Source organism: Centipeda periodontii DSM 2778 (genome assembly GCF_000213975.1).
Classification (GTDB): Bacteria; Bacillota; Negativicutes; order Selenomonadales; family Selenomonadaceae; genus Centipeda; species Centipeda periodontii.
In genome coordinates this window covers 1,736,897-1,759,230 of the sequence record NZ_GL892076.1, presented here as the reverse complement: position 1 = coordinate 1,759,230, position 22,334 = coordinate 1,736,897, and the positions used below count along the sequence as shown (strand labels likewise).

The 22,334-nt window shown below is 55.6% G+C and carries 18 protein-coding genes; all 18 read left to right on the top strand.

What is annotated here, in order from left to right; translation table 11 throughout:
* The first annotated feature begins 23 nt into the window (after positions 1-23).
* The 18 genes from cutA (at position 24) to gdhA (ending at position 22,333) form a co-directional block, all read left to right on the top strand.
* Positions 24-350 carry a divalent cation tolerance protein CutA gene (gene cutA, locus HMPREF9081_RS07860; protein WP_040394830.1) on the top strand — a complete coding sequence of 109 codons (327 nt, stop codon included), beginning with the start codon at positions 24-26 and terminating at the stop codon, positions 348-350.
* Between the two features lie 99 nt (positions 351-449).
* On the top strand, positions 450-1,385 hold the full coding sequence (locus HMPREF9081_RS07855; RefSeq protein WP_006306608.1) for a hypothetical protein: 936 nt from the start codon (positions 450-452) through the stop codon (positions 1,383-1,385).
* Positions 1,386-1,392: 7 nt separating this feature from the next.
* Positions 1,393-2,079: a glycosyltransferase family protein gene (locus tag HMPREF9081_RS07850; protein ID WP_006306607.1), complete on the top strand. Its 687-nt coding sequence runs from the start codon at positions 1,393-1,395 to the stop codon at positions 2,077-2,079.
* A 32-nt stretch (positions 2,080-2,111) separates the two neighbouring features.
* Positions 2,112-3,875 (top strand): O-linked N-acetylglucosamine transferase, SPINDLY family protein, encoded by a 1,764-nt coding sequence (locus tag HMPREF9081_RS07845; RefSeq protein WP_006306606.1) that lies wholly within the window; start codon positions 2,112-2,114, stop codon positions 3,873-3,875.
* 32 nt (positions 3,876-3,907) lie between these two features.
* Positions 3,908-7,300 (top strand): DNA polymerase III subunit alpha, encoded by a 3,393-nt coding sequence (locus HMPREF9081_RS07840; RefSeq protein ID WP_006306605.1) that lies wholly within the window; start codon positions 3,908-3,910, stop codon positions 7,298-7,300.
* A gap of 8 nt (positions 7,301-7,308) precedes the next feature.
* Complete coding sequence (locus HMPREF9081_RS07835; protein ID WP_006306604.1) at positions 7,309-8,127, top strand: pseudouridine synthase; 819 nt, start codon at positions 7,309-7,311, stop codon at positions 8,125-8,127.
* Complete coding sequence (locus HMPREF9081_RS07830) at positions 8,036-9,289, top strand: BaiN/RdsA family NAD(P)/FAD-dependent oxidoreductase (protein ID WP_040394827.1); 1,254 nt, start codon at positions 8,036-8,038, stop codon at positions 9,287-9,289. The genes HMPREF9081_RS07835 and HMPREF9081_RS07830 overlap by 92 nt, the downstream gene beginning before the upstream one ends.
* 5 nt (positions 9,290-9,294) lie before the next feature.
* Positions 9,295-10,602, top strand: a complete 1,308-nt coding sequence (gene aroA / locus HMPREF9081_RS07825; RefSeq protein WP_040394826.1) for a 3-phosphoshikimate 1-carboxyvinyltransferase — start codon at positions 9,295-9,297, stop codon at positions 10,600-10,602.
* A gap of 12 nt (positions 10,603-10,614) precedes the next feature.
* Positions 10,615-11,268 (top strand): (d)CMP kinase, encoded by a 654-nt coding sequence (cmk, locus tag HMPREF9081_RS07820; RefSeq protein WP_006306601.1) that lies wholly within the window; start codon positions 10,615-10,617, stop codon positions 11,266-11,268.
* Positions 11,269-11,280: 12 nt separating this feature from the next.
* Positions 11,281-11,883, top strand: a complete 603-nt coding sequence (locus tag HMPREF9081_RS07815; RefSeq protein ID WP_006306600.1) for a lysophospholipid acyltransferase family protein — start codon at positions 11,281-11,283, stop codon at positions 11,881-11,883.
* 17 nt (positions 11,884-11,900) lie between these two features.
* Positions 11,901-13,319 carry a Wadjet anti-phage system protein JetA family protein gene (locus tag HMPREF9081_RS07810; RefSeq protein ID WP_006306599.1) on the top strand — a complete coding sequence of 473 codons (1,419 nt, stop codon included), beginning with the start codon at positions 11,901-11,903 and terminating at the stop codon, positions 13,317-13,319.
* Positions 13,316-13,915: a DUF4194 domain-containing protein gene (locus HMPREF9081_RS07805; protein WP_006306598.1), complete on the top strand. Its 600-nt coding sequence runs from the start codon at positions 13,316-13,318 to the stop codon at positions 13,913-13,915. Before HMPREF9081_RS07810 ends, HMPREF9081_RS07805 begins: the two co-directional genes overlap by 4 nt.
* Positions 13,884-17,204: an ATP-binding protein gene (locus HMPREF9081_RS07800; RefSeq protein ID WP_006306597.1), complete on the top strand. Its 3,321-nt coding sequence runs from the start codon at positions 13,884-13,886 to the stop codon at positions 17,202-17,204. The genes HMPREF9081_RS07805 and HMPREF9081_RS07800 overlap by 32 nt, the downstream gene beginning before the upstream one ends.
* A complete protein-coding gene (locus HMPREF9081_RS07795; protein WP_006306596.1) occupies positions 17,173-18,399 on the top strand; it encodes a Wadjet anti-phage system protein JetD domain-containing protein in 1,227 nt (408 codons plus the stop codon). The genes HMPREF9081_RS07800 and HMPREF9081_RS07795 overlap by 32 nt, the downstream gene beginning before the upstream one ends.
* 75 nt (positions 18,400-18,474) lie before the next feature.
* Positions 18,475-19,230, top strand: coding sequence for an MBL fold metallo-hydrolase (locus HMPREF9081_RS07790; RefSeq protein ID WP_040394825.1), 756 nt, complete (start codon positions 18,475-18,477; stop codon positions 19,228-19,230).
* A gap of 16 nt (positions 19,231-19,246) precedes the next feature.
* Complete coding sequence (locus tag HMPREF9081_RS07785; RefSeq protein WP_006306594.1) at positions 19,247-20,350, top strand: S1C family serine protease; 1,104 nt, start codon at positions 19,247-19,249, stop codon at positions 20,348-20,350.
* Positions 20,347-20,826 carry a 23S rRNA (pseudouridine(1915)-N(3))-methyltransferase RlmH gene (gene rlmH / locus HMPREF9081_RS07780; RefSeq protein WP_006306593.1) on the top strand — a complete coding sequence of 160 codons (480 nt, stop codon included), beginning with the start codon at positions 20,347-20,349 and terminating at the stop codon, positions 20,824-20,826. Before HMPREF9081_RS07785 ends, rlmH begins: the two co-directional genes overlap by 4 nt.
* A gap of 157 nt (positions 20,827-20,983) precedes the next feature.
* The gene (gene gdhA / locus HMPREF9081_RS07775) at positions 20,984-22,333 is read left to right on the top strand and encodes an NADP-specific glutamate dehydrogenase (protein ID WP_006306592.1); all 1,350 of its coding nucleotides are present in this window, start codon (positions 20,984-20,986) and stop codon (positions 22,331-22,333) included.
* The last annotated feature ends 1 nt before the right edge of the window (position 22,334 follow it).

Here is a 22,334-nt window from a genome sequence, read left to right as displayed (position 1 = left end):
GATGACAAATGGGGGAACATATCATGTCTGAACAAACGAAGTCTGTAAAACTCGAAATCTTTATTCCGGAGACGCATCTCGCGCAGCTGCGGAATGCGCTGCGATCAGTGGATGCGGGACATCTTGGGAACTATGACAGCTGTCTTGCCTATTCGCGTGTGACGGGATCGTGGCGGCCGCTTGTGGGAGCTTCTCCGTATGAGGGAACCATCGGAGAACTGTGCGAGGCCGAGGAACTCAAGGTCGAACTGCGCGTGGAAGCGGATCGCTTGGATGAGACACTCTCTGCGGTCAGAGCTGTTCATCCCTATGAAACACCGGAGATCTTTGTCATTCCTCTCGTGTGCTAAAAAGAGGAGAGAGGACTACAGGCTCTTTACAGATTGTGATATAATAAAAGAAATCTGTGTCCCTCCGTGGGATCGTCTATCATAAATGGAGGGGCAAGCTTGGCTGAAAAAATACGACCTGAACTGCTTTCTTTTTTGCAGCCGAATGCTGCGCCGCTACGCATTTTGGTGGTTGAGAGTTTGTCCTATCTGCATGATCTGCGTGAGATGTTTCCGCAGGCGGAGCTCTATGCTGTTACGGCTGAGCTCGACGAGGTGGATATTCCGATGGATATCCATTGGCTGATTCTCGATTATCTTGCGATTCCACTCCCGTATACACGGGGATTCTTTGACTACATTATATCGGATCTTGCTTTAGAGCAGGCAGACAATCCGCAGGATATCGCTGCGGGTTTTTCCATGTTTCTGAAAGAAACCGGATCCTTCCTTACCAGTTTTCGTAATATTCGGCATTGGTCTGTTCTGCAAAATTTAATGGAAGGCCATTATTATAATATCGTTTCTCGACTCTATGCGAGAGCCGAGTTTGAAAATCTTCTCTACGCCTCGTTCTATAAAAGTGTACGAGTGGATCAACAGAAGCGTGAGGCTCCGGAGGGGCTGATTGAGCGGCTTACCGCCGCCGGGTTTGAGAATGAGCGTGACGATCTCGAAACAGAGTTTTATCTTGTGCGTGCGGATCGTTCCATGCCCGAGCTTGCGCTCCTCAAGTCCATGTATACGGCAAAGGAGCGTGCACAGATGGTGCGTTTCATCCACCGGATTGAGTACGATGTGGAACGTGCAGCGTCGGTCGATGAGCTGTGGAAGATGATAGATGATCTTCGTGTTTTTCCTGCATATCTTTCGTCACTTGTTCATGAGACTGTTGTTCATACAGCAGCGTTTTATCAATCCTTATCCATGCATTCGGATGGACGTGAGGTGTTTATTCATGAAATGCTGGATGTGAGCGTGTCGGAGAGTATTGATCCGATGGATCGCGCGTTGTATCAAAGATTGCAGAGAGAAGCTTTACATGGAAAGAGATAGAGGGATCATGGATCTGAACCGAAATAAAATTGCGTTTATTTCCTGTGTCAATGACGAGGATATGTATAGTGAATGTCTGCTGTATCTAAAATCACTACACATCCCGCATGGGATGTCAGTAGAATATATACCTGTACGTAATGCCGTTTCCATGTGTGCGGGATATAATGAGGGTGCGCGTGCGTCCAATGCAAAATACAATGTCTATCTGCATCAGGATGTGCTTGTCGTCAACAAAAATATCATTGCCGATCTGCTTTCCATCTTTGCGGATCCGACCGTTGGGCTTGTCGGTGTGATCGGCTGCCGCAGTCTGCCGCGTTCGGGAGTCTGGTGGGATGGTCTGCGTACTTACGGGCGTGTCCTTCATCATTGTGAGCCGGAGAGCGTGGTGGACTCGCACTGTATGGAGCCGGATGATGACTACATTGATGTCGAGGCTGTGGATGGGCTTTTTCTTGCGACACAGTACGGCATTCGGTGGCGCGAGGATCTCTTTACAGGCTGGCATCTCTATGACACGTCGATGTGTATGGAGATGCGGCGGCATGATTTTCGCGTTGTGGTTCCAAATCAGGAAGAGGATTTTTGGTGCATCCACTGCCCGCGTGAGAAGCCGCTTGCGCCGGAATACAAACGATATCAGAAGATTTTCCTGCATGAATACGGTGCGGAGCTCCATCCCGAGGTCTGAATACAATATATGCGGAAAGGAGGTTTTCATCTATGCAGGAACAGCCGCCAAAGGCTGAACATACGGCAGAGGAAAAGATCAACTGGCTGAGACTTGCTACAAAGTTCTCTGCTGATGGTGATTTGAAGGGCATGCGCGCCTGTGCCCAAGAGGTCGATCGATTGATGGCCGGGGATATTGACGCAACGGCGGTCAATGCTGAGGTGGCGCTCTATAGCGGGCGGATCGACGAGGCGGAGGAGCTTGCCGAAAAGGTATTGCGTGTGCAGCCGCGTCACCCGCGCGCACGCATGGTTCAGGCGGGACTTGCGGCGCTCGAATTTCGTCTGGATGATGAGATTCCACTCCTTGCCGATTTGATCGAAGAGCTGATGTATAAAGCGAAGATTCTAGGCGAGGAGGATCCCTCCTATGCCATCTATCATCAGATGATGCGGCGTGCACGGGGATGGCTTGCCGATGCGCTCTATCTTGCAGGGGAAGCGAAAGGGGCTGCACATGAGCTCCTCATGTCCAGCCGTCTTGCGGATGAGGCGGATGAGGCAGCCGAGCTCTACAGTAAATATCTCTTTATGCGGAACTATCGACACCTCGGCGCAAAGGAAGGGCGTATCAAGGCCAAGCACTATGATACACTGATGGATATCCAGCCATACACGCATGACAATGCCCTGCGAGCGCCCCATAAAAAGCTGCGCCTTGGATATATATCGCCAGACTTTCGAGAGCATTCGGTCGCATATTTTTTGATACCTCTGCTTCGTCATTTTGACGGCGAACAGTTCATGGTGTTTTGCTATGCGACAGGCAGGAGTGACGCCGTGACGGGACGCCTGCGCACGCGCCGTTTGACTTGGCGTGATCTGCGCGGACGATCACCGCGTGCAGCGGCACGATTGATCGCAGAGGATAAGATTGATATACTGGTCGATCTGTCTGGACACTCGCAGGACAATGCACTTCCAATTATGGCATATCGCCCTGCTCCTGTACAAGTTTCCGGTATTGGGTATACAAATACGACAGGGCTCCATGTGATCGACTATTTCCTCTCCGATGAGATCTGTGTTCCAAAAGGCGATCTTCATGCAGAGGCGGGCTTTACCGAACGCGTTCTGCGTCTCCCGCATTCACATCTTTGCTATGTACCGGAGGCAATCCGTACGATGCCGGACGCCGGATATGAGCCGCCTGTGCGCAGGAACGGCTACGTGACGTTTGGCAGCTTCAACAACTTTGCCAAGGTTACGGATGAAATTCTGCTCCTTTGGCGTGGAATATTGGAGTCCGTGCGCGGCTCTAAGCTCATCATCAAAGGGAAGATTGGGAGCATCGACTCCGGCATCAACTTCGCAAAGAAGCGTCTCTCCATGCTCAGCTATGATCTTGAGCGTGTCGAGTTTCGCCCGTACAGCCCGGACTATCTCGAGCAGTATCGGGATATTGACATTGCTTTAGATACGGCTCCCTACAACGGCGGACTGACAACCTGCGAGGCGCTTTACATGGGCGTACCGGTTATCTCTCTCCGTGGACGTACACATGGCTCTCGTTTTGGCGCCTCCATTCTGACGAATGCGGGGGTGCGTGAACTCATTGCAGAAAATGACATCAACTATGTGCGCCGCGCTGTCAAGCTTGCGCAAACACCGAAGCTCCTCGAGGCGTATCATATGGGGCTGCGTGCGAATATGAAGCGTTCCCCCCTGATGGATGCGCAGGGCTATATGGAGGAACTGGAAACGGCGTACCACGAGATTTGGGAGAATTTCTGCATGTCGAAACCTCTCCTGTGATGAGGATGAAATGAAGGGAAGGGAGGAACAGAATGGCCTTTGCCCATTTGCATGTGCATACCGAGTACAGTCTGCTGGACGGCGCGAGTCGGATCAAGGAGCTCATACGCCGCACAAAGGAACTGGGGATGGATTCGGTCGCCATCACCGATCACGGTGTTATGTATGGTGCTGTCCGGTTCTACAAAGAGGCAAAGGCACAGGGCATCCATCCCATCATCGGCTGCGAGGTTTATCTTGCTCCGGGGATGCGTCAGGAACGCGCAGAGGTCGACGGTACCCGCTACTATCATCTGATCCTCCTCGCTGAAAATGAAACGGGTTACCGCAATCTGGTTGAGCTGATATCCCTCGCAAATATCGAGGGATATTACTATAAGCCGCGCATTGATAAGGAGCTCCTGCGAAAATATCATGAGGGAATCATTGCGCTCTCTGCCTGTGTGGCAGGAGAGATACCGCAGGCGATCCTGCGCGGGAATAACGAGCAGGCAGAGACTTTGCTTCGTGAGTATGTCGAGATTTTTGGTCAGGAGAACTTCTTCCTCGAGATACAGGATCACGGGCTCCCCGAGGAAAAGACGGTCAACCGTACGCTCCGTGAGATGGCGGAACGTTATGATATTGGTCTGGTTGCAACGAATGATGTGCACTATGTCCATGCAAATGACAGTGAGTTTCATGACATCCTGCTCTGCGTGCAGACGGGGCGGACGATCAACGATCCCGACCGCATGCGCTTCTCCGGTCCCGATTACTATCTGAAATCGGAAGAGGAGATGGCGGCGCTCTTTGCAGACTATCCGGGTGCGCTTGAGAATACCGCCAAAATTGCCGCGCGCTGTCAGGTGGATTTCACCTTCGGCGAACTGCAGCTTCCGTTTTATCCGATCCCTGAGAATTATGAGAGCGACGACGCCTATCTGCGCGCTCTCTGTGAAGAGCGTATTCCCGCACGCTATCCGGATGTGACGGATGAGATTCACGCGCGTCTGGACTATGAGCTCGGCGTCATTCATGGCATGGGGTATGCCAGCTACTTTCTCATCGTGTGGGACTTTATTGTCTATGCGCGCGAGCACGGCGTTGCCGTCGGACCCGGGCGCGGTTCTGCAGCGGGCAGCATCGTTGCCTATCTGCTGGGGATTACGAATATTGATCCCCTTCAATACGCACTCCTCTTTGAACGATTCCTCAATCCCGAACGCGTGTCCATGCCGGATATTGATATTGACTTTGACGATATCAATCGCGGACGGGTGATTTCGTATGTCAAGGAGCGCTACGGCGAGGATCATGTCGCGCAGATCGCCACGTTTGGTACGATGGGGGCAAAGGGCGCGATTCGCGATGTCGGACGTGTGCTCGAGATGTCGTTCGGTGAGGTTTCGAGCATCACAAAGCTCGTTCCTGCGGAACTCAACATCACATTGGATCGCGCGCTTAAGGAATCGTCCGACTTTAGGAATATCTACGATGCAGATGAGAATGTCCGCAGGGTCATCGATCTCGCGCGCAAAATCGAAGGGTTGCCGCGCAATACATCCATCCATGCGGCCGGTGTTGTGATCGCAAAGAATCCGCTCGCAAGTCAGGTACCGGTCTGGGTCTCCGAGGGGACACTCGTTACGGAGTTCGACAAGGACGATGTGGAGGCATTGGGACTCCTCAAGATGGACTTTCTGGGACTGCGTACACTGACGATCATCGCGGATACGGTGCAGCACGTACATGCAACGTGTGGGATTGACGTGGATGTCGATGCAATTCCGCTGGTGGACGAGAAAACATCACAAATGCTGTGCGATGGCGATACAGGCGCTGTGTTTCAGATGGAGTCTACAGGCATGACGAATCTCGTCAAAGATCTCCAGCCGAAGGGCTTTGTCGATCTGATTCCGACGGTAGCACTCTATCGTCCGGGTCCTCTTGGGAGCGGTATGGTGACCGACTTCATCGACGGTCTGCACGGAAAAAAAGAGGTCGTCTATATGCATCCGATGCTCGAGCCGATTTTGAAGGAAACATTCGGCGTCGTACTCTATCAGGAGCAAGTCATGCAGATTGTGCAGGTACTCGCGGGGTTCAGTCTCGGGCAGGCGGACCTTCTGCGCCGTGCAATGGGGAAGAAGAAGCATGACCTGCTGATGGCACAGAAGGAAATTTTTCTGCAGGGCTGTGAGAAGAATGGGCTTGAGGCATCACTTGCCAATCATATCTTCGATCTGCTGACGCATTTCGCAGACTATGGCTTCAACAAGTCCCACAGTGCCGCCTATGGACTCCTCGCATGGCAGACGGCATACCTCAAGGCGCATTACCCCGTGGAGTTTATGGCGGGTGTACTGACGAGCATTATGGACAAGACGGAGAAGATTCCCGTCTACATCCAGCTTTGCCGCCGTATGGGGATCAGAATCCTGCCGCCCGATATAAATTCGAGTGCAGCGAGCTTTGGAATCGAAGGCGGTGCGATCCGCTTCGGGCTCGCTGCGGTACGCAACGTCGGTGAGAATGCGATTGTGAGCATGGAGCGCGTTCGTGCGGAGGGTGGGAAGTTCCGTTCGCTCGTGGATTTCTGCGCGCGCGTCGATATGCGCGCGGTCAACAAGCGCGCGATTGAGAGCCTCATCAAATGCGGAGCATTCGACAGCATCGGAGTGGAGCGCAATCAGCTGCTTGCCTCCCTTGATGCCGCAATGCAGGACGCGGCACGGCGCCAACGTGACCTCATGAGTGGACAGGGGGGGCTCTTTGCCGAGGAAACGATGGAGGAGGCTCAGCAGATCCGGGGCGCGGCGGATGTTCCACCAAGTACGGCGCGCGAGCGTCTGATGTGGGAAAAGGAGGCGACGGGCTTCTACATTACGGGGCATCCACTCGATGATTACCGCGATACACTCTCTGCGTTGCTGTCCATCGGTGAGATTCCGCATACCGTACATAAGGATCGGCAGCTCGTACGCATCGGCGGGATCCTTACGAACACGAAGCGCTTTACGACGAAGAAGGGCGACACGATGCTCTTTGCCGAGCTTGAGGATTTCAGCGGCAAGATCGAGGTCACCGTGTTCCCGCGCGTATTCTACGCACATGTTTCCGATTTGGAGTCGGATGCGGTCATCGTTATGGAGGGGCGTGTCGATACAACCGGCGAGGAACCGAAGCTGCTCGCCGATGAGATCTGGCGGATGAATGAGTATCGTGCTTCCTTCTACCTGATGCCGCCGACCGATGTTGACCGTCGTACGCTGTGGAGCGGGATGCAGGAACTCTTCGCCGCTCATGCGGGGGAGCATCCCGTCTACGTTCGCAGTGACGGGCGATGGCGGCGGCTGGATGAGTCCTATTGGATTGACGGCTCACCGGAGGTGCGGCAGGAACTTACGCAGCTTATGGGTGAAGGCTCTGTCAAGATGCGGTAGGAAACGAAATGGAAGAACGATTGCAGAAAATCCTCAGCAGTGCGGGCGTCGCGTCGCGCCGTGCGGCGGAGGAGATGATCCGTGCGGGACGTGTTGCGGTAGATGGTGTTGTGGTGACAGAACTCGGCTCGAAGTATGAGGCGATGCGGCATGTCATTACCGTTGACGGCAAACGCATTCAGGGACATGAAAAGCGATATTATATTCTCCTCAATAAGCCTCGCGGCTATCTCTCGACCGTGCGGGATGATCGTGGGCGCAAAACGGTGCTCGATCTCCTGCCCGATTTTCCCGTGCGGCTTTATCCCGTGGGACGGCTCGATGCCGATACGGAGGGCCTGCTCCTCATCACCAATGACGGCGCATTGACACAGGGACTGCTGCATCCGCGCTATGAGATCGACAAGGTCTACCATGCAGAGGTAATGGGAGAGGTTACGGCAGAGGGGCTGGAACAGCTGCGTCGTGGAATCCTGCTCGAAGACGGCAGAACCGCCCCCGCACGTCTGCGCGTATTGCGCGCAGAGGATGGGCGTACCGTGGTCGAGACAATCATCCATGAGGGGCGCAACCGACAGGTGCGCCGTATGTTCGCCGCGATCGGCTGTCGCGTTATGACGCTCCGGCGCGTCCGATTTGCGCAGCTGACCTTACGCGGGCTTTCCTGCGGTGCCTATCGGCATCTGACGGCAGAGGAGATTCAGAAACTACGTGTGGTTGCGGGGGTGCGGGAGAGTGAAGCGGATCATCGTGGCGGGCGCGGGACCGGCAGGCATGATGGCGGCGGCAGCAGCGGCAGAAAACGGGGGAAACGTTCTGCTCCTTGAGAAAATGCCGCGCGTCGGGCGCAAGATGATGATCACGGGAAAGGGGCGCTGCAACGTTACAAGCGCCGACGAGATTCCTGATATCATCAAAAATGTCGTGGGAAACGGCAGATTTCTCAACAGCAGTCTCCGTGCCTTTGACAATGCCGATGTAATCGCATTCTTTGAGGGGCTGTGCGTTCCGCTTAAGACGGAGCGTGGAAACCGCGTCTTTCCGCAGAGTGACCGTGCCCTCGATGTGGTGGACGCGATGCTGAAATATCTGCATGATCACAACGTGGAGATTCGTACGAATGCGACCGTGTGTGAACTTATCTTCGACGCCAATACCGTGCGTGGCGTCCGTCTTGCGGACGGAACGTGCATCGAGGCGGCAGCCGTAATTCTTGCAACGGGCGGCGCCTCCTATCCTGCGACGGGATCCACGGGGGACGGCTATGCGCTTGCACGCGCGGCAGGACACACGGTCACACCGATCTTTCCTGCGCTTGTTCCCCTTGTGACGCAGGAAACGTGGGTCAGGGATGTGCAGGGGCTGTCGCTGCGGAACGTGCGCGCGACACTGTATCATGCGGGAAAAAAAGAACAGGACTTTTTCGGAGAAATGCTCTTTACGCATTTCGGGGTGACGGGTCCGATCATCCTCCAGCTGAGCCGCCGCGCATCGGAACTTCTAACGGATGGGCAAAAGGACATCGAACTGCGGCTGAACCTCAAACCGGCGTTGACGCATGAAAAATTGCGGGAGCGTGTGGAGCGGGATTTTGCAGCATACGAGCAGAAACAGCTCCACAACGGCATGGTCGATCTCCTGCCAAAGCGTTTGATCGACATTGTGCTGAATGCGGCGGGGCTTGCACCCGAGCGCATCGTCGGACAGATTTCATCAAAGGAACGTGAACGCCTTGTGCATATCTTGCAGGCGCTCCCGCTGACGATCGTGGGGACGCGTCCCATCGCCGAGGCAATTGTGACGGCGGGAGGGGTCGCAACGCGTGAGATCAACCCGCGCACGATGGAATCGAAGATTGTGCGCAATCTATACTTTGCCGGAGAGTTGGTCGATGTCGACGCGTACACAGGCGGCTATAACTTGCAGGCGGCGTTTTCGATGGGGCATGCCGCAGGTGTCCACAGTGTATGGAACTTGGAAGGGGCTTGAACAGAATGGCGGAGCTGAGAATCGTAGAGGCGGCACAGTCCGGATGGCAGGGCGAACTGACGATTCCGGGGGACAAATCCATCTCACATCGCAGCGTTATGTTTGCGGGGCTTGGCGATACACCCGTGCATATCAAAAACTTTCTCCATGCAGAGGACTGCCTGTCAACCGTTGGCGTGATGCGTGCGCTTGGCACAGCAATCGAATTTTTGAATGAGAACGAACTGATTGTTACGGGAAAAGGTCTGCACGGGCTGTCCGAGCCGATGACCGTACTCGATGCGGGAAACTCGGGGACGACACTGCGCCTCATGATGGGGCTCCTTGCGCCGCAGCCGTTTCTCTCCGTGTTCAGCGGTGACGCTTCGCTGACGCGCCGCCCGATGGGGCGCGTGCTCCTGCCGCTCTCGCAGATGGGCGCGCGGATTTACGGGCGCAGCGGAAACAATAACCTCCCGCTCACCATCGTACCAACGGGGGAAAAGCTGCACGGCATTCATTACGAGAGCCCCGTTGCGAGCGCACAGGTCAAATCTGCGATCCTGCTCGCAGGACTCTATGGAGATGGACCGACGACCGTCACGGAGCCGTACGTTTCACGCGACCACACGGAGCAGATGCTTGCGGGCTTCGGCGTTCGCCTCGAGCGCAGCGGGACGAGTGTCACTGTTTTTCCTGTGGAGGACGGCGGCTATCGTGCGCCGGAGGAGATTACCGTACCCGGTGACATCAGCTCGGCGGCGTACTTCCTCGTTGCGGGCAGTATCATCGCGGGCAGCCGTTTGCTGCTCAAGAATGTCGGCATCAATCCGACGCGCACGGGGATTCTGGATGTGCTCACGGAGATGGGCGCGCATATCTCGGTGCAGAATGAGCGAACGAGCGGCGGTGAACGCGTTGCCGACCTCGCGGTCGAGGCAGCAGAGCTGCGCGGCACTTCCTTCGGTGCGGAGATTATGCCGCGCCTTATCGACGAGATTCCGATTCTCGCCGTCGCCGCACTCTTTGCCGAGGGAGATACGGTCATCACGGGTGCGGGCGAGCTTCGCGTCAAGGAGACCGACCGACTCCACGCCGTTGCAACGGAGTTCCAAAAACTTGCGCCCGGCAGCATCGAGGAGCGGGAGGACGGTCTCCTGATCCACGGGAAAGCGAAGCCGCAAAGGGCGCAGGTCAAAAGTTACGGCGATCATCGCATGGCGATGTCGCTTGCCGTACTCGGTGCAGCGGCAGAGGGCGTCTTAATTGAAGACCCGGACAGTGTGAATATTTCCTACCCGACATTTTTTTCCGAGATGGAACGGATGAGCTAGGAGGATTGTGATATGAAGCGTGTGATAGCGATTGATGGCCCTGCGGGTGCGGGCAAGAGTACCGTTGCAAAGATCGTTGCAGAGAAGTTGGGCTATACATACATCGACACGGGTGCAATGTACCGCGCTGTCGCGTGGAAGACGCTGCAGCAGTCGTCGGAGGCGACGGATGAGGCGATCCTGCGCGCTGTCGAGGGCATTGACGTGCGCCTTGCCTGCACGGACAGCGGCACACGCGTCACGGTCGACGGCACGGATGTGACGGGAGAGATCCGCACGCCTGAGGTCACACACATCGTCTCTCGTGTCGCTGCACTTGGTCCTGTGCGTGAGAAGATGGTGGAGCTGCAGCGCGCAATGGCGGCGGATGGTGCAGTCGTGATGGATGGGCGTGATATTGGGACGAATGTGCTGCCGAACGCCGATGTAAAGATCTTTCTTACGGCCTCCGTCGAGGAACGTGCGCGGCGTCGCTATGATGAGATGAAGGAAAAGGGCTATGCGGTGGACTTCGATGACCTGAAAAAGGAGATTGCATCGCGCGACAAGCAGGACAGTGAGCGTGCGATCTCACCGCTGCGTCAGGCAGAGGATGCCATTCTGCTCGACTCGACCGCGCTCTCCATCGACGCGGTTGTTGCCCGCATTATGGAACTTTCGGAATAGGCGGGGACGGTCATGCTGTACGGATTTTTACAGATTGTATTTCGGCTATTTTTCTATACGGTATTTCGCACGCGCGTCTACGGACGTGAGAACATCCCCGCAGAGGGCGCGGTGATCCTTGCGGCGAACCATGCGAGCAATATCGATCCGCCGCTGATGGCGAGTCTCATCGAGCGCCCCGTCAGCTATATGGCGAAGATCGAGCTGTTCGAGAATTCGATCTTCGGCGCGGCGATTCGCCGCTGTCATGCCTTTCCCGTGAAGCGCGGCGCGTCCGACCGCGGTGCCATCAAGGCGGCGGTCGCGGTACTCAAAGAGGGGCGTATCTTGGGACTCTTCCCCGAGGGGACACGCAGCAAGACGGGCGAGCTCCAAAAGGCGGAGGCGGGCGTCGCTCTCATTGCCGCCATGACGGGGGCGCCGATCGTGCCCGTCGCCATCCTGAACACGCACCGCATCTTTGCGAACGGCGGACTCATCCCGCAGCTGCGCATCATGTACGGCGAGCCGATCACATTTCACGGCGATCGTAAGAGCAAGGAGTCGCTCGATGCGTTCTCCGAGGAGATCATGGGACATATTGCGCGGATGAAGGAAGAACTTGCGCAAAAATAAGAGAGTGAGACGGGATCATGGAACTGTTTGATGTTTTGCCGGAACGTTTCTTTGGGCTCCTGGCGGGGAAATGTCGGCGGATCTATGCGGAGGCAGGTCTTTGTCTCTATGAGCAGTATCGCCTTGCCCAATTTGGGATCGAGCAGGAGATTCTGCGCGATAAATTTCAGGAGCTCATCGAGAGCTGGGCAGATGCCGGCGTTGCGTATGAGGACGAGGACTTTTCGGGGCAGGATGCAGCCGTGGAGGAGTCGCGTGCCAAGGCAAATCATATGATTCGCCGCATGAAGGAATTCGGCTGGCTGGACTATGAGCAGCGCGAGAACTTCAAGATATTTATTTTGCTCCCACATTACAGCAGCCGCTTGTGGGGGCTTTTTGCAAATTTATGCGAGGGGCGGGCGGTCGAGTATCAGCGCTTTGCCTTTACGACCTATCAGGTGCTCTCGGGGGAGGCAGCAAAGGTGCAGCCGAGCATGGCGGTGCTCGAGGCGGAGCGGCTCGCCGAAGAGTTCGTCGAGGAACTGCGGATTCTCTTGAACAACATCAAGAACAAGATGGAGCAGGTGTCCGCGCAGACAAGCCTGCAGGAAGTGCTCTCCCACCATTTTGTCGAATATCGGGCGGATATTGTAGATCGCAGCTACCATCGCCTCAAGACATCGGATCATGTCTCGCGCTATCGCATCCGCATCCTGCAGGAGGTACAGGAGATCCGGCAGAATAAAGAGCGCCTGCGTGCACTTTGCGAGGACGCTGTACGCCGTCAGCTTGCCGACTCGATGGAGGCGGCGGAATACCGCATGAACGCATCGCTCCATGCCATCGAGGAGATCTATCGGGGGCTCGATGATATGTTCGCACAGATTGACCGCCGTCACAATCAGTATGTAAGAGCCTCCTATGAGCGCGCACTCTATTTGCAGCAGGCGGGGAGTGCGCGCACGGAAAGCATGATCGCAGGTACGCTCCTCGCCATTTCCGAGGCGCGCGAGCAGGGGCAGGAAATAGAGGGACTGCCGCGTCTCTTTCATCTGCAGACGATGAATATGCTTCTGCCGTCATCGCGCTATGTACCGCGCAAAAAGCGCGTTTTGGAGCCAAGCGCGGGCACGCCTGTGCGTGAGGTTGACGAAATGATGCGAGAGCGCGTACGGCGTGAAAGTGCGGAGCGTGTTGCACGCGGCATCTCACGGCAGAAGATAGAGGCATGGATTTTGGACGTGCTGGGGCAGCGCAGCTCGATGGAGATTCGTGAACTGTTGTCTCGCCTCAGAGAGGAGGAGAATCCCGACCTCTTGCAATTACTCTATGTCTATCTCTACGGACATGATGATTTGGCAAAGTATCGGCTGGGCAAGGACAAGGACATCGAGGAGATGGATACACTCCGGTACAGCAACCGCGTGGTCAGACGCAGGGAGAAGAGAAAATGAAACTGGAACTGTTAAACGAGCAGGAGCGTGAGCGGATTCGGAGTGTCATACAGTCCCTGTTGGCGTGTAATTTTTTGACGCGTGAACACGATGCGGAACTCTACATTGCGGCACGGCGATATCGGGAGGAAATTGCCGAGTACTTTCAGGTGATCGGCTGGGAGTTTCGCGTGGATGAGCGCTATGAGATCGTGTGGTTGCTCAGTGCGGGGATGGCACACAGGCGTGCGCTGACCTTGGAGGAGAGTATCTGGCTGCTTGTGCTACGCCTCCTCTATGAGGAAAAGCGCACGGGTCTCAACCTGAGCGCGTTTCCCATGACGACACTTGCCGAGATCCGTGCCAAGTATCTGGCGCTGCATCTGCCCGATCTCAAGAAAACCGCGATTCAGCGACTGACACAGCTATCGAAACAGTACCGTCTTGCTGACGTATTGGATCGTGATCTCTCCGAAGAGGCGCGCATTCGCCTCTTCCATACACTCTCCCTTGCCGTGGATGGAGAGGAACTTTCGGATCTGCACCGTAAACTGGAGATTTACCGACAGAGAAAGGAGGAAGACGATGAAGAAACTGCGGAAAATGAAGGTAATTAACTGGCATTATTTTGATGAAGATGAGATTTCTTTTGGCTCCGCAACGATGCTGTCCGGACACAGCGGCGCGGGCAAGTCCACGCTGCTCGACGCGCTGCAGTATCTCTTCATTGGCAGTCAAACGCAGACGCGCTTCAACGCCGCCGCGACACAGGAGGCGCGGAGAACGCTCATCCACTATCTGCGCGGCAAGATCAAGGCAGAGGGCGTGCAGTATCTGCGCACGGATGAGTTTACCTCTTACATCGCTCTCGAATTCTATGACGATGCCAAGAAAAATTCTTTTATTGTCGGCTATGTGGTCGATGTCTTTCGCGATGACAGCTTGCAGGAGGAGTTCTTTCTCCTCGATCAGCGTACACTCTCAGACGTTGAATTCCGTAATGCGGATGGCGTATTGTACACACGGGAGGCATTTCATCGAAGGTATGCGCACGGGAGCAGCGTGTTTGAGACGGGGAAGAAGCAGTGGCAAAGGCGCTTGATGAACCGTCTTGGGCAGCTCTCTGCACGTTTCCTGCCGGCGTTCTCGCGGGCGCTTGCCTTTCGCCCCATCGACCAAGTGCGCGATTTTATCTACGAATACATCCTGCTCCCACGCGATCTGAAACTGGACGTTCTGCGAGAAGTATTCTATTCCTATCAGAAGTTCGAGCGTGACCTGCAGGGGCTGCGCGCGCAGAAGCGCCAACTTGAATCGCTGCAGGAGAACTACGATTCCTACTGCAAATGGCGGGATACGGCGTGCGAGCAGGAATTTGTTCTGCTGTCCTTCCGTCACAGGAACGATGAGGAGAAGCTGGAGGCGGGGCGGCAACAGAAAGAGATGTGCCATGATCGATTGAAGGCTTTGCAGGTGAAACTGCGCGAACAGGAGCACCTGTCCGAACGCAGGAATCTGGAACAGCAGGAGGCGTATGCCGCATGGCAGGGAAATGACACAAAGCGCAGGCGCGATGCCCTGCTTGAAAAACAAGCGGCATGTGAAGAAAAACGGCGTGCGCTCACAGATGCGCATCGGCGCATGCAAAAGGAGCTTTTGCGTGAATCCGAAGGAGCGCGCGCTCTCTCTGCCTATCCGGCAGGGACTTTCTTTGCCCTGCCCGATGGGATGGATGCGGCACTCACAGAACTTGCGGCGACACTTGCCTATGTGGGCGGGGATTCGATTGCGGCGTCAGAGATCGAGCCGATACAGGAAAAGCTGCGTGCAGGTGGCGCAATGCTCGCTGAGATCGCCGGGACATGGCAGCGCAGCAGTCTTCTTTTGGAACAGGAGCAGAGTGCGATCGCACAGCGGCAGGAGGAACTGCGTGCGGAGATCGATGGTCTGAAGCGACGACAGCGCAAATACCGTCCTGAGATGATGCGGCTCAAGGCTTTATTGGAGCAGCGTCTTGCAGGTCGATCCAAGGTCTATGTGCTCTGTGAGGAGCTTGAGATTCTGGATGAGGCATGGCGCGATACGCTCGAAGGCTATCTGAACACGCAGCGCTTTGATCTCCTCGTAGAGCAGGAAACGTTTCGTGAGGCGCTGCATATCTACGAAACGGAGAAGAAGGAACGGCATTTTGACGGCGTTGGGCTCGTCAATACAGAGGCGGAGAAAAAGTATCTGAATCGCCGAGAAAACGGATCGCTCGCAAACCTCCTGCAGGCGAAGAACCCGCTCGCACAGGCGCGCATCGACCATCTGCTTGGAACGGTCATGCAGGCGCAGGATGAGCAGGAGATGCTTGCGTATCAGAGTGCAGCGACGAAAACCTGTATGTCGTACAAGGGCTTGGTCGCACGTCAGATTCCGCGCCGTTTCTATGAGATTCCATACATCGGCGCAGGTGCCATTGAGCGGCAGCTGGAGATTCGGCAGAGAGAACTTATGGAGGTGCAGCAGCGCCTTGCCGGACTTGCCGAGGAAGCCGAGCGTATGAAGCGGATTGCCCCTATTCTTCGTGAGCCTCTGCACAGATATGTGAACTTTGCTGAAAAGATGACCGTTCTCTCCGAGCTCGATACTTGTCTGGCAGAGGGGAAGCGCATCGAGAGTGAACTGGCTGCGATGGATCTCAGTGAGACAGAGCGTCTGAAATCTGTCTATGAGGAATCCAGGCGGCAGGCTGAGGAGGCAGCACGTGCCTGCACAGCAACGACGAGAGAGCTGGCACGCAGCGAGTCTGCACTCGATCAGGCAGAGCGTGTGCTGCCCCTCCTCACGCGTGCTGCAGATGAGGCGGCAGCGGCGGTTCGGGCGTGGCGGGAGACCTATCCGGGACTCTGTGCGAGTGCCGAGTCACGTTTCTCCTCCCTCGTGCAGGAGACGCGTGACGAGCGTACGACGGAAGAGCGCCTGCACAGCTATGAGAGCAGCAAGCGGGGGAACGAAACACGGCGGGACAATATGTGGCAGCAGCTCCTTGTTGCCCGTGAGCGCTATGGGCTCGAGCATGGAGATACGGGGCATGTCTACGATCCCGATCACAGCTATTATGCACAGATTCTTGATCGGCTTGCCGCGACGGACATTCCTTCCTTCGAGGAGAAGGCAAAGGAGGCTCTGGCACAATCGGAGATGGAGTTCAAGGCACATTTCATTTTCAGTATGCGTGAGGCAATCGAAAGTGCACGTCATGAATTCCGTGAGCTGAATTATTCTCTGGATCAATTTCAATTTCACAAGGATAAGTACAGTTTTATTATCACGCCGAGTGCGAAGTACAAACCGTTTTACGATGCTGTGATGACGGCGGATTGGGAGATGGCGGGCGGACTTTTTGCCGAGACGGACACGGCCGCAAATGAGCAGGCAATGGAACTCTTTGACAAATTGGTCAAAGGCACACCGGAGGAGCAGGAGGAGTTTTCGGACTACCGCCGCTATCTGGACTACGACATCCGCATCACGGATACGGCAGGTCAGACCTATCTGTATTCGCGCGTGCTCCGGCAGACTTCGGGCGGAGAAACGCAGACGCCGTTTTACATTGCAATTCTCGCGGCATTTCAACAGATCTATAGCGATAAGACGATACGCCTGACGGTCTTTGATGAGGCATTTAATAAGATGGACGAGGAGCGCATCAAATCCTGCATCGAACTCATCAAGCGCATGAAGATGCAGCTGATTGTCGCCGTTCCGGATGAGAAGCTGGCGGCAATTGCGCCTCTGATGGATCAGTCGATCATTGTAACGAATGCCGGGAATCATTGCTTTACCGATGAGCTGGGGGACGTGGCGACATGGGAGAAGGGAATGACGCATGGATCGGACACGGCTGCAAAAGCGTTATGAGGAGAAGATTCTGACCATCCTGTTGGAAAAATATGAAAACAGCAAAGCCGCCGTCGGAGAGAAGGGGCGTCGCCCACAGTTCCGTCTGTTGAAATCCTCCCTTGCCCCGGACTATACAGATGAACTCGATGTCGATAAACGCGAAGCGCTCCATGCAGCAGCGCAGGAACTTGAGCGACAAGGGATGATCTCAATTGTCTGGGAGCGTCACGGCACGGGACATATGGAGCGTATTCTGCTCGCTGCGGACGTTGCAGAGCTTTATGCGCGCATGAGGCGTACGCTGCCGCTTGCACGCGTGGAGGAGTATTGCGCCGAACTCGCGGCACTGTCGGAGGCAAAGACACTGTGGATTCAGCGTCTTTGCCGTGAGACGGGCGAAATGCTCTCAGAGAAGAAGATTCCCGCATATCTGCCCAAGGAGAAAGTGCTTCGCGCCCACCTGATCCGCGCGATTCTTGCACTTCCACATGCAGGAGAGAATTCCATACCGAAACGCGTATTCAGTCAGCGCATCTTTGGCAACAGCAAGTATTTTGAGCAGTTCGTAGAGGCTCCATTGCTCGTCCTTCTGCGGCGATTCACAGAGGAACCGTGTGAGTCGGACGCAGAGTATCTCGATATGTCTGGGATTGCCGGGCATCAGGGCAAGGTGTGGATTGCGGGCAGCATGGCGTTTTTACTCCATGGCAGAAGATATTCACTCGCTGATTTTTCCGGTGGGATGGGGCTGACGTATGAAACAATCACAGAGATGTTGATTGATACATTGCCGCACGCTGTCCTGACGGTGGAGAATCTGACGAATGCGGAGCTGCTTGCACGGGACGGCGGAGAGGATCGTCTTCTGATCTATACGGCGGGATTTCCGAATCGTACCCTACAGGCATTCCTTCGAAAAATCGCCGCAATGCAGCCTGTCCTCGTGCAGCACTGGGGGGATCTGGACTATGGCGGAATTTGCATCTTTGAGTACCTGCGCAGTCATTTCTTTCCAAAACTCGCCCCGTATCGTATGGATACAGAGTCTTTTCGTGCCTATTTGCCGTACGCGCAGGAACTGAAACCCACGCAGCGTAAACGGCTTGGCAGTCTTCTCGAACGCGAGGAGTTTTCGGCGTGGCATGAACTCATCCGCATTATGTTGGATGAGGGGAAGTGGGTGGAGCAGGAAGTCATGCTCTGGGCAAGATAATGTTCTCCATAAGAATTATGCAGGAAATTTACAGATACCTAGAATATGATGTGGGAGAAGAGAGGGGGCTGTTCGTTGCAGGTATCCATATTGGCGAGCGGCAGCAAGGGAAATTCGGTTTATGTGGAGATGGACGGCACGCGACTCTTGATCGATGCGGGCATCAGTGCAGCGCGCATCACGAAGAGTCTGCGCGCGCGCGGCATCGAGCCGCAGAGTCTGGACGCCGTGCTCATCACCCATGAGCACATCGACCATGTGCGCGGACTAAAGACGCTGGCAAAGCAGTACCATCTGCCGATCCTTGCGACGCGGGGAACGCTTGCGGGGATTGACGGCGGCGCGGCGTTCGAGGACGATATGCGGGGCATTGCGGACGATTTCAAAATCGGTGAAGTGACGGTGCGTCCGTTTGCCATCTCGCATGACGCGGCAGAACCATGCGGTTTTCGCATCGAGGGCTCGCATTGCTGCACACTTGCGACCGACCTTGGCGTTGTGACCGAAACGGTGCAGGAGGCAATGGAGGGGGCAGATGTGCTTGTCCTCGAAGCGAATCACAATGCCGACCTCCTGCGTCAGGGAAGCTATCCGTGGCCGCTCAAGCGACGCATCCTATCCAATCGGGGACATCTTGCCAACGGGGAGGCGGCATGGGCACTCACGCGCATGAAAAAACATCCGCGCAAGGTCTATCTCGCACATCTTTCGGAAGAAAATAACCGTCCATCGCTCGCGCGGGAAACGGTGCAGGATATCCTTGCCTCACGCGGCATGGTGCTCGATATTGAGAGCTGTCTGCCCGAGGGTGGGGCAGAGATTATTATGTAAATAAGGAGATGTTTTTATGAATATCCAATGCAAGAAACGCAAGGGGCTTGCCCTTACGGCGGTTGCCGTTTTTGCATCCTTTGTGATCTTCGGCGGCTGCTCCATGGGAACGGCTGCGGACAACACGGTCGGGGGACTGAAACCGGCGCAGTCGGTCGATGTCTCGGGGCTGTCTGAGGCGCGCAATACGCCCGTCGTCCGTGCGGCCAAGGCGGTGGGGCCTGCCGTCGTCGGCATTACGAACAAGGCGGTTGCGCGTGACTGGTTCAACAATCCCGTCGAAACAGAGGGCGTCGGCTCCGGTGTGATCTTCCGCAGCGATGGCTACATCGTGACGAACAACCACGTTATCAGCGGAGCAAAGGAGATCATTGTATCGCTCTCCGACGGGCGCAGCCTCAAGGGGAAGCTCATCGGACAGGATGAGTTCACCGATCTTGCCGTCGTGAAGGTCGACGAGAACAATCTGCCGACGGCGACCTTTGGCAATTCGGATACGGTCGTGGTTGGTGAGCCTGCCATCGCGATCGGCAATCCGCTCGGGCTCGAGTTTCAAGGAAGCGTCACAGTGGGTGTCATCAGTGCGCTGAACCGCACACTCGATCTCAGTGACAAACGCGTGAAACTGCTCCAGACCGACGCGGCGATCAGTCCGGGCAACTCGGGCGGTGCGCTTGTGAATGCGGACGGCGAGGTCATCGGCATCAACAGTGCGAAGGTTTCGGCGGCTGCAGTCGAGGGGATGGGCTTTTCCATTCCGATCAATACGGTGCAGACCATCGTCAACGAGCTGATCGAAAAGGGCTACGTCGCTCGTCCGTATCTTGGCGTCTCCGTCTTTGACCCGATGACGGCGGCACGCTACGGCTATCAGCTGAACATCGACAAGGGCGTCTACATCTTCCGCCTGACGCTCGACGGTCCCTGCGGCAAGGCAGGCTTCCAGCGCGGCGACATCATCCTCGCGATCGACGGTGAGGAGGTCAACAGCGTTGCGGAACTGCGCGCGAAGATTGCCTCGTACAAGGTCGGCGACAAGGTGACGGTCACCTATGACCGCAACGACACAAAGCGCAAAGCGGAGGTCGTGCTCGAAGAGATGCCGCAGGAGGATCGTTGAAGATCACAATCGTCTGCGCAGGAAAGATAAAGGAAAAGTATCTGCGCGATGGGATCGCAGAGTATGAGAAGCGCCTGCGTCCCTATGCCGACCTGCGTACGATCGAGATCGTTGAGGAGCGCATGAAGGATAAGCCCTCTGCAGCGGAAAAGGCAGAGACCATTCGCCGAGAGGGGGAGCGCCTTGCAGCGCAGGTGCCGCAGGATGCCTATCTCATCGTGCTCGATGTGGGCGGTGCGGAGATGTCCTCCGAGGCGCTCGCAGAAAAGATTGACTTCCTCGCACTCGAGGGACGAAGCCATATTGCATTTCTCATTGGCGGTGCCTTTGGTCTTTCGGATGAAGTGCGTCAGTGTGCCGACCTTCGCCTTTCCTTCTCACACTTTACGTTCCCACATCAACTGATCCGGCTCTTTCTGATGGAGCAAATCTATCGGGCTTTCAAAATCAGCAGGAGAGAGCCATATCATCTGTAGAACGAGAGGTTTCTGCAAAAATGCAGGAACCTCTTTTTTGTATTTGCAGTGCATATTGTATTCATGCCCATAATCCCTATACAAAACTCCGTGCTATATGCTATACTCAGTCACGTTCCGTTGAACAGTCATCGGGTAAACAGAGGGAGGAATTATAATGTCTGATATGAAACAGTATGTCGATGATATTCTCGATCTGGTATCGAAGCGCGATCCCGATCAAACGCATTTCAAGAACACGGTTGCCGAGGTTCTGAAATCCGTCATTCCCCTTTTGGAGAAGCATCCCGAGTACAAGCAGCACAAGATCCTCGAGCGCATGATCGAACCGGATCGCATCATCACGTTCCGCGTGCCGTGGGTGGATGACAAGGGTGAGATTCAGGTCAACCGCGGCTACCGCGTGCAGATGTCCAGTGTGATCGGTCCCTACAAAGGCGGTCTGCGGTTCCATCCGAGCGTCACGCTCGACATTCTGAAATTCCTTGCCTTTGAGCAGGTCTTCAAGAACGCGCTGACGGGGCTTCCGATCGGCGGCGGTAAGGGTGGATCAGACTTTGACCCGCACGGCCGCAGCGACAACGAAGTCATGAATTTCTGCCAGAGCTTTATGACAGAGCTCTATCGTCACATTGGTCCGAACGTGGATGTTCCGGCGGGCGATATCGGCGTCGGCGGACGCGAGATCGGCTATCTCTTCGGTCAGTACAAGCGCATCCGTGATTCCTATGATGCGGGCGTCCTGACGGGCAAGCGTACGGATTACTGGGGCAGCCTTGCGCGTACGGAGGCAACGGGGTACGGACTCCTCTACTTCGTGCAGGATATGCTCGATGCAAAGGGTATCGACATTGCAGGCAAGACGGTTGTCGTCTCCGGTGCCGGCAACGTCGCTACTTATGCCATTGAAAAAGCGCAGGAGTTCGGCGCAAAAGTTGTGACCTGCTCCGACTCGAACGGCTATATCTATGATCCGGACGGCATTGATCTCGCGGCGGTCAAGGACATCAAGGAAGTGCGCCGCGCACGCATCAAGGAGTATGCGGCGACGCATCCGAACGCCGAGTACCACGAGGGCTGCAAGGGTGTATGGTCGGTGAAGTGCGACATTGCACTTCCCTGCGCGACGCAGAGCGAGATCGATCTTGAGTCTGCAAAGCTGCTCGTCGCAAACGGCGTACAGGCGGTTGGTGAGGGCGCGAACATGCCCTCCACGCTCGACGCCATCGCATACTTCCAGAGCCACAAGGTTCTCTTCGCGCCGGCAAAGGCTGCGAACGCCGGCGGTGTTGCGACATCCGCGCTCGAGATGTCACAGAACTCCGAGCGCCGTCAGTGGACATTCGAGAAGGTAGATAAGCGCCTCCGTAAGATCATGAGCCGCATCTACCGCGACGCGAAGAAAAATGCAGAACTCTACGCCGACCCCGACGATCTCGTTGCAGGCGCGAACATCACCGCATTTGCTAAGGTTGCGGATGTCATGCTCGCACATGGTCTGGTGTAAT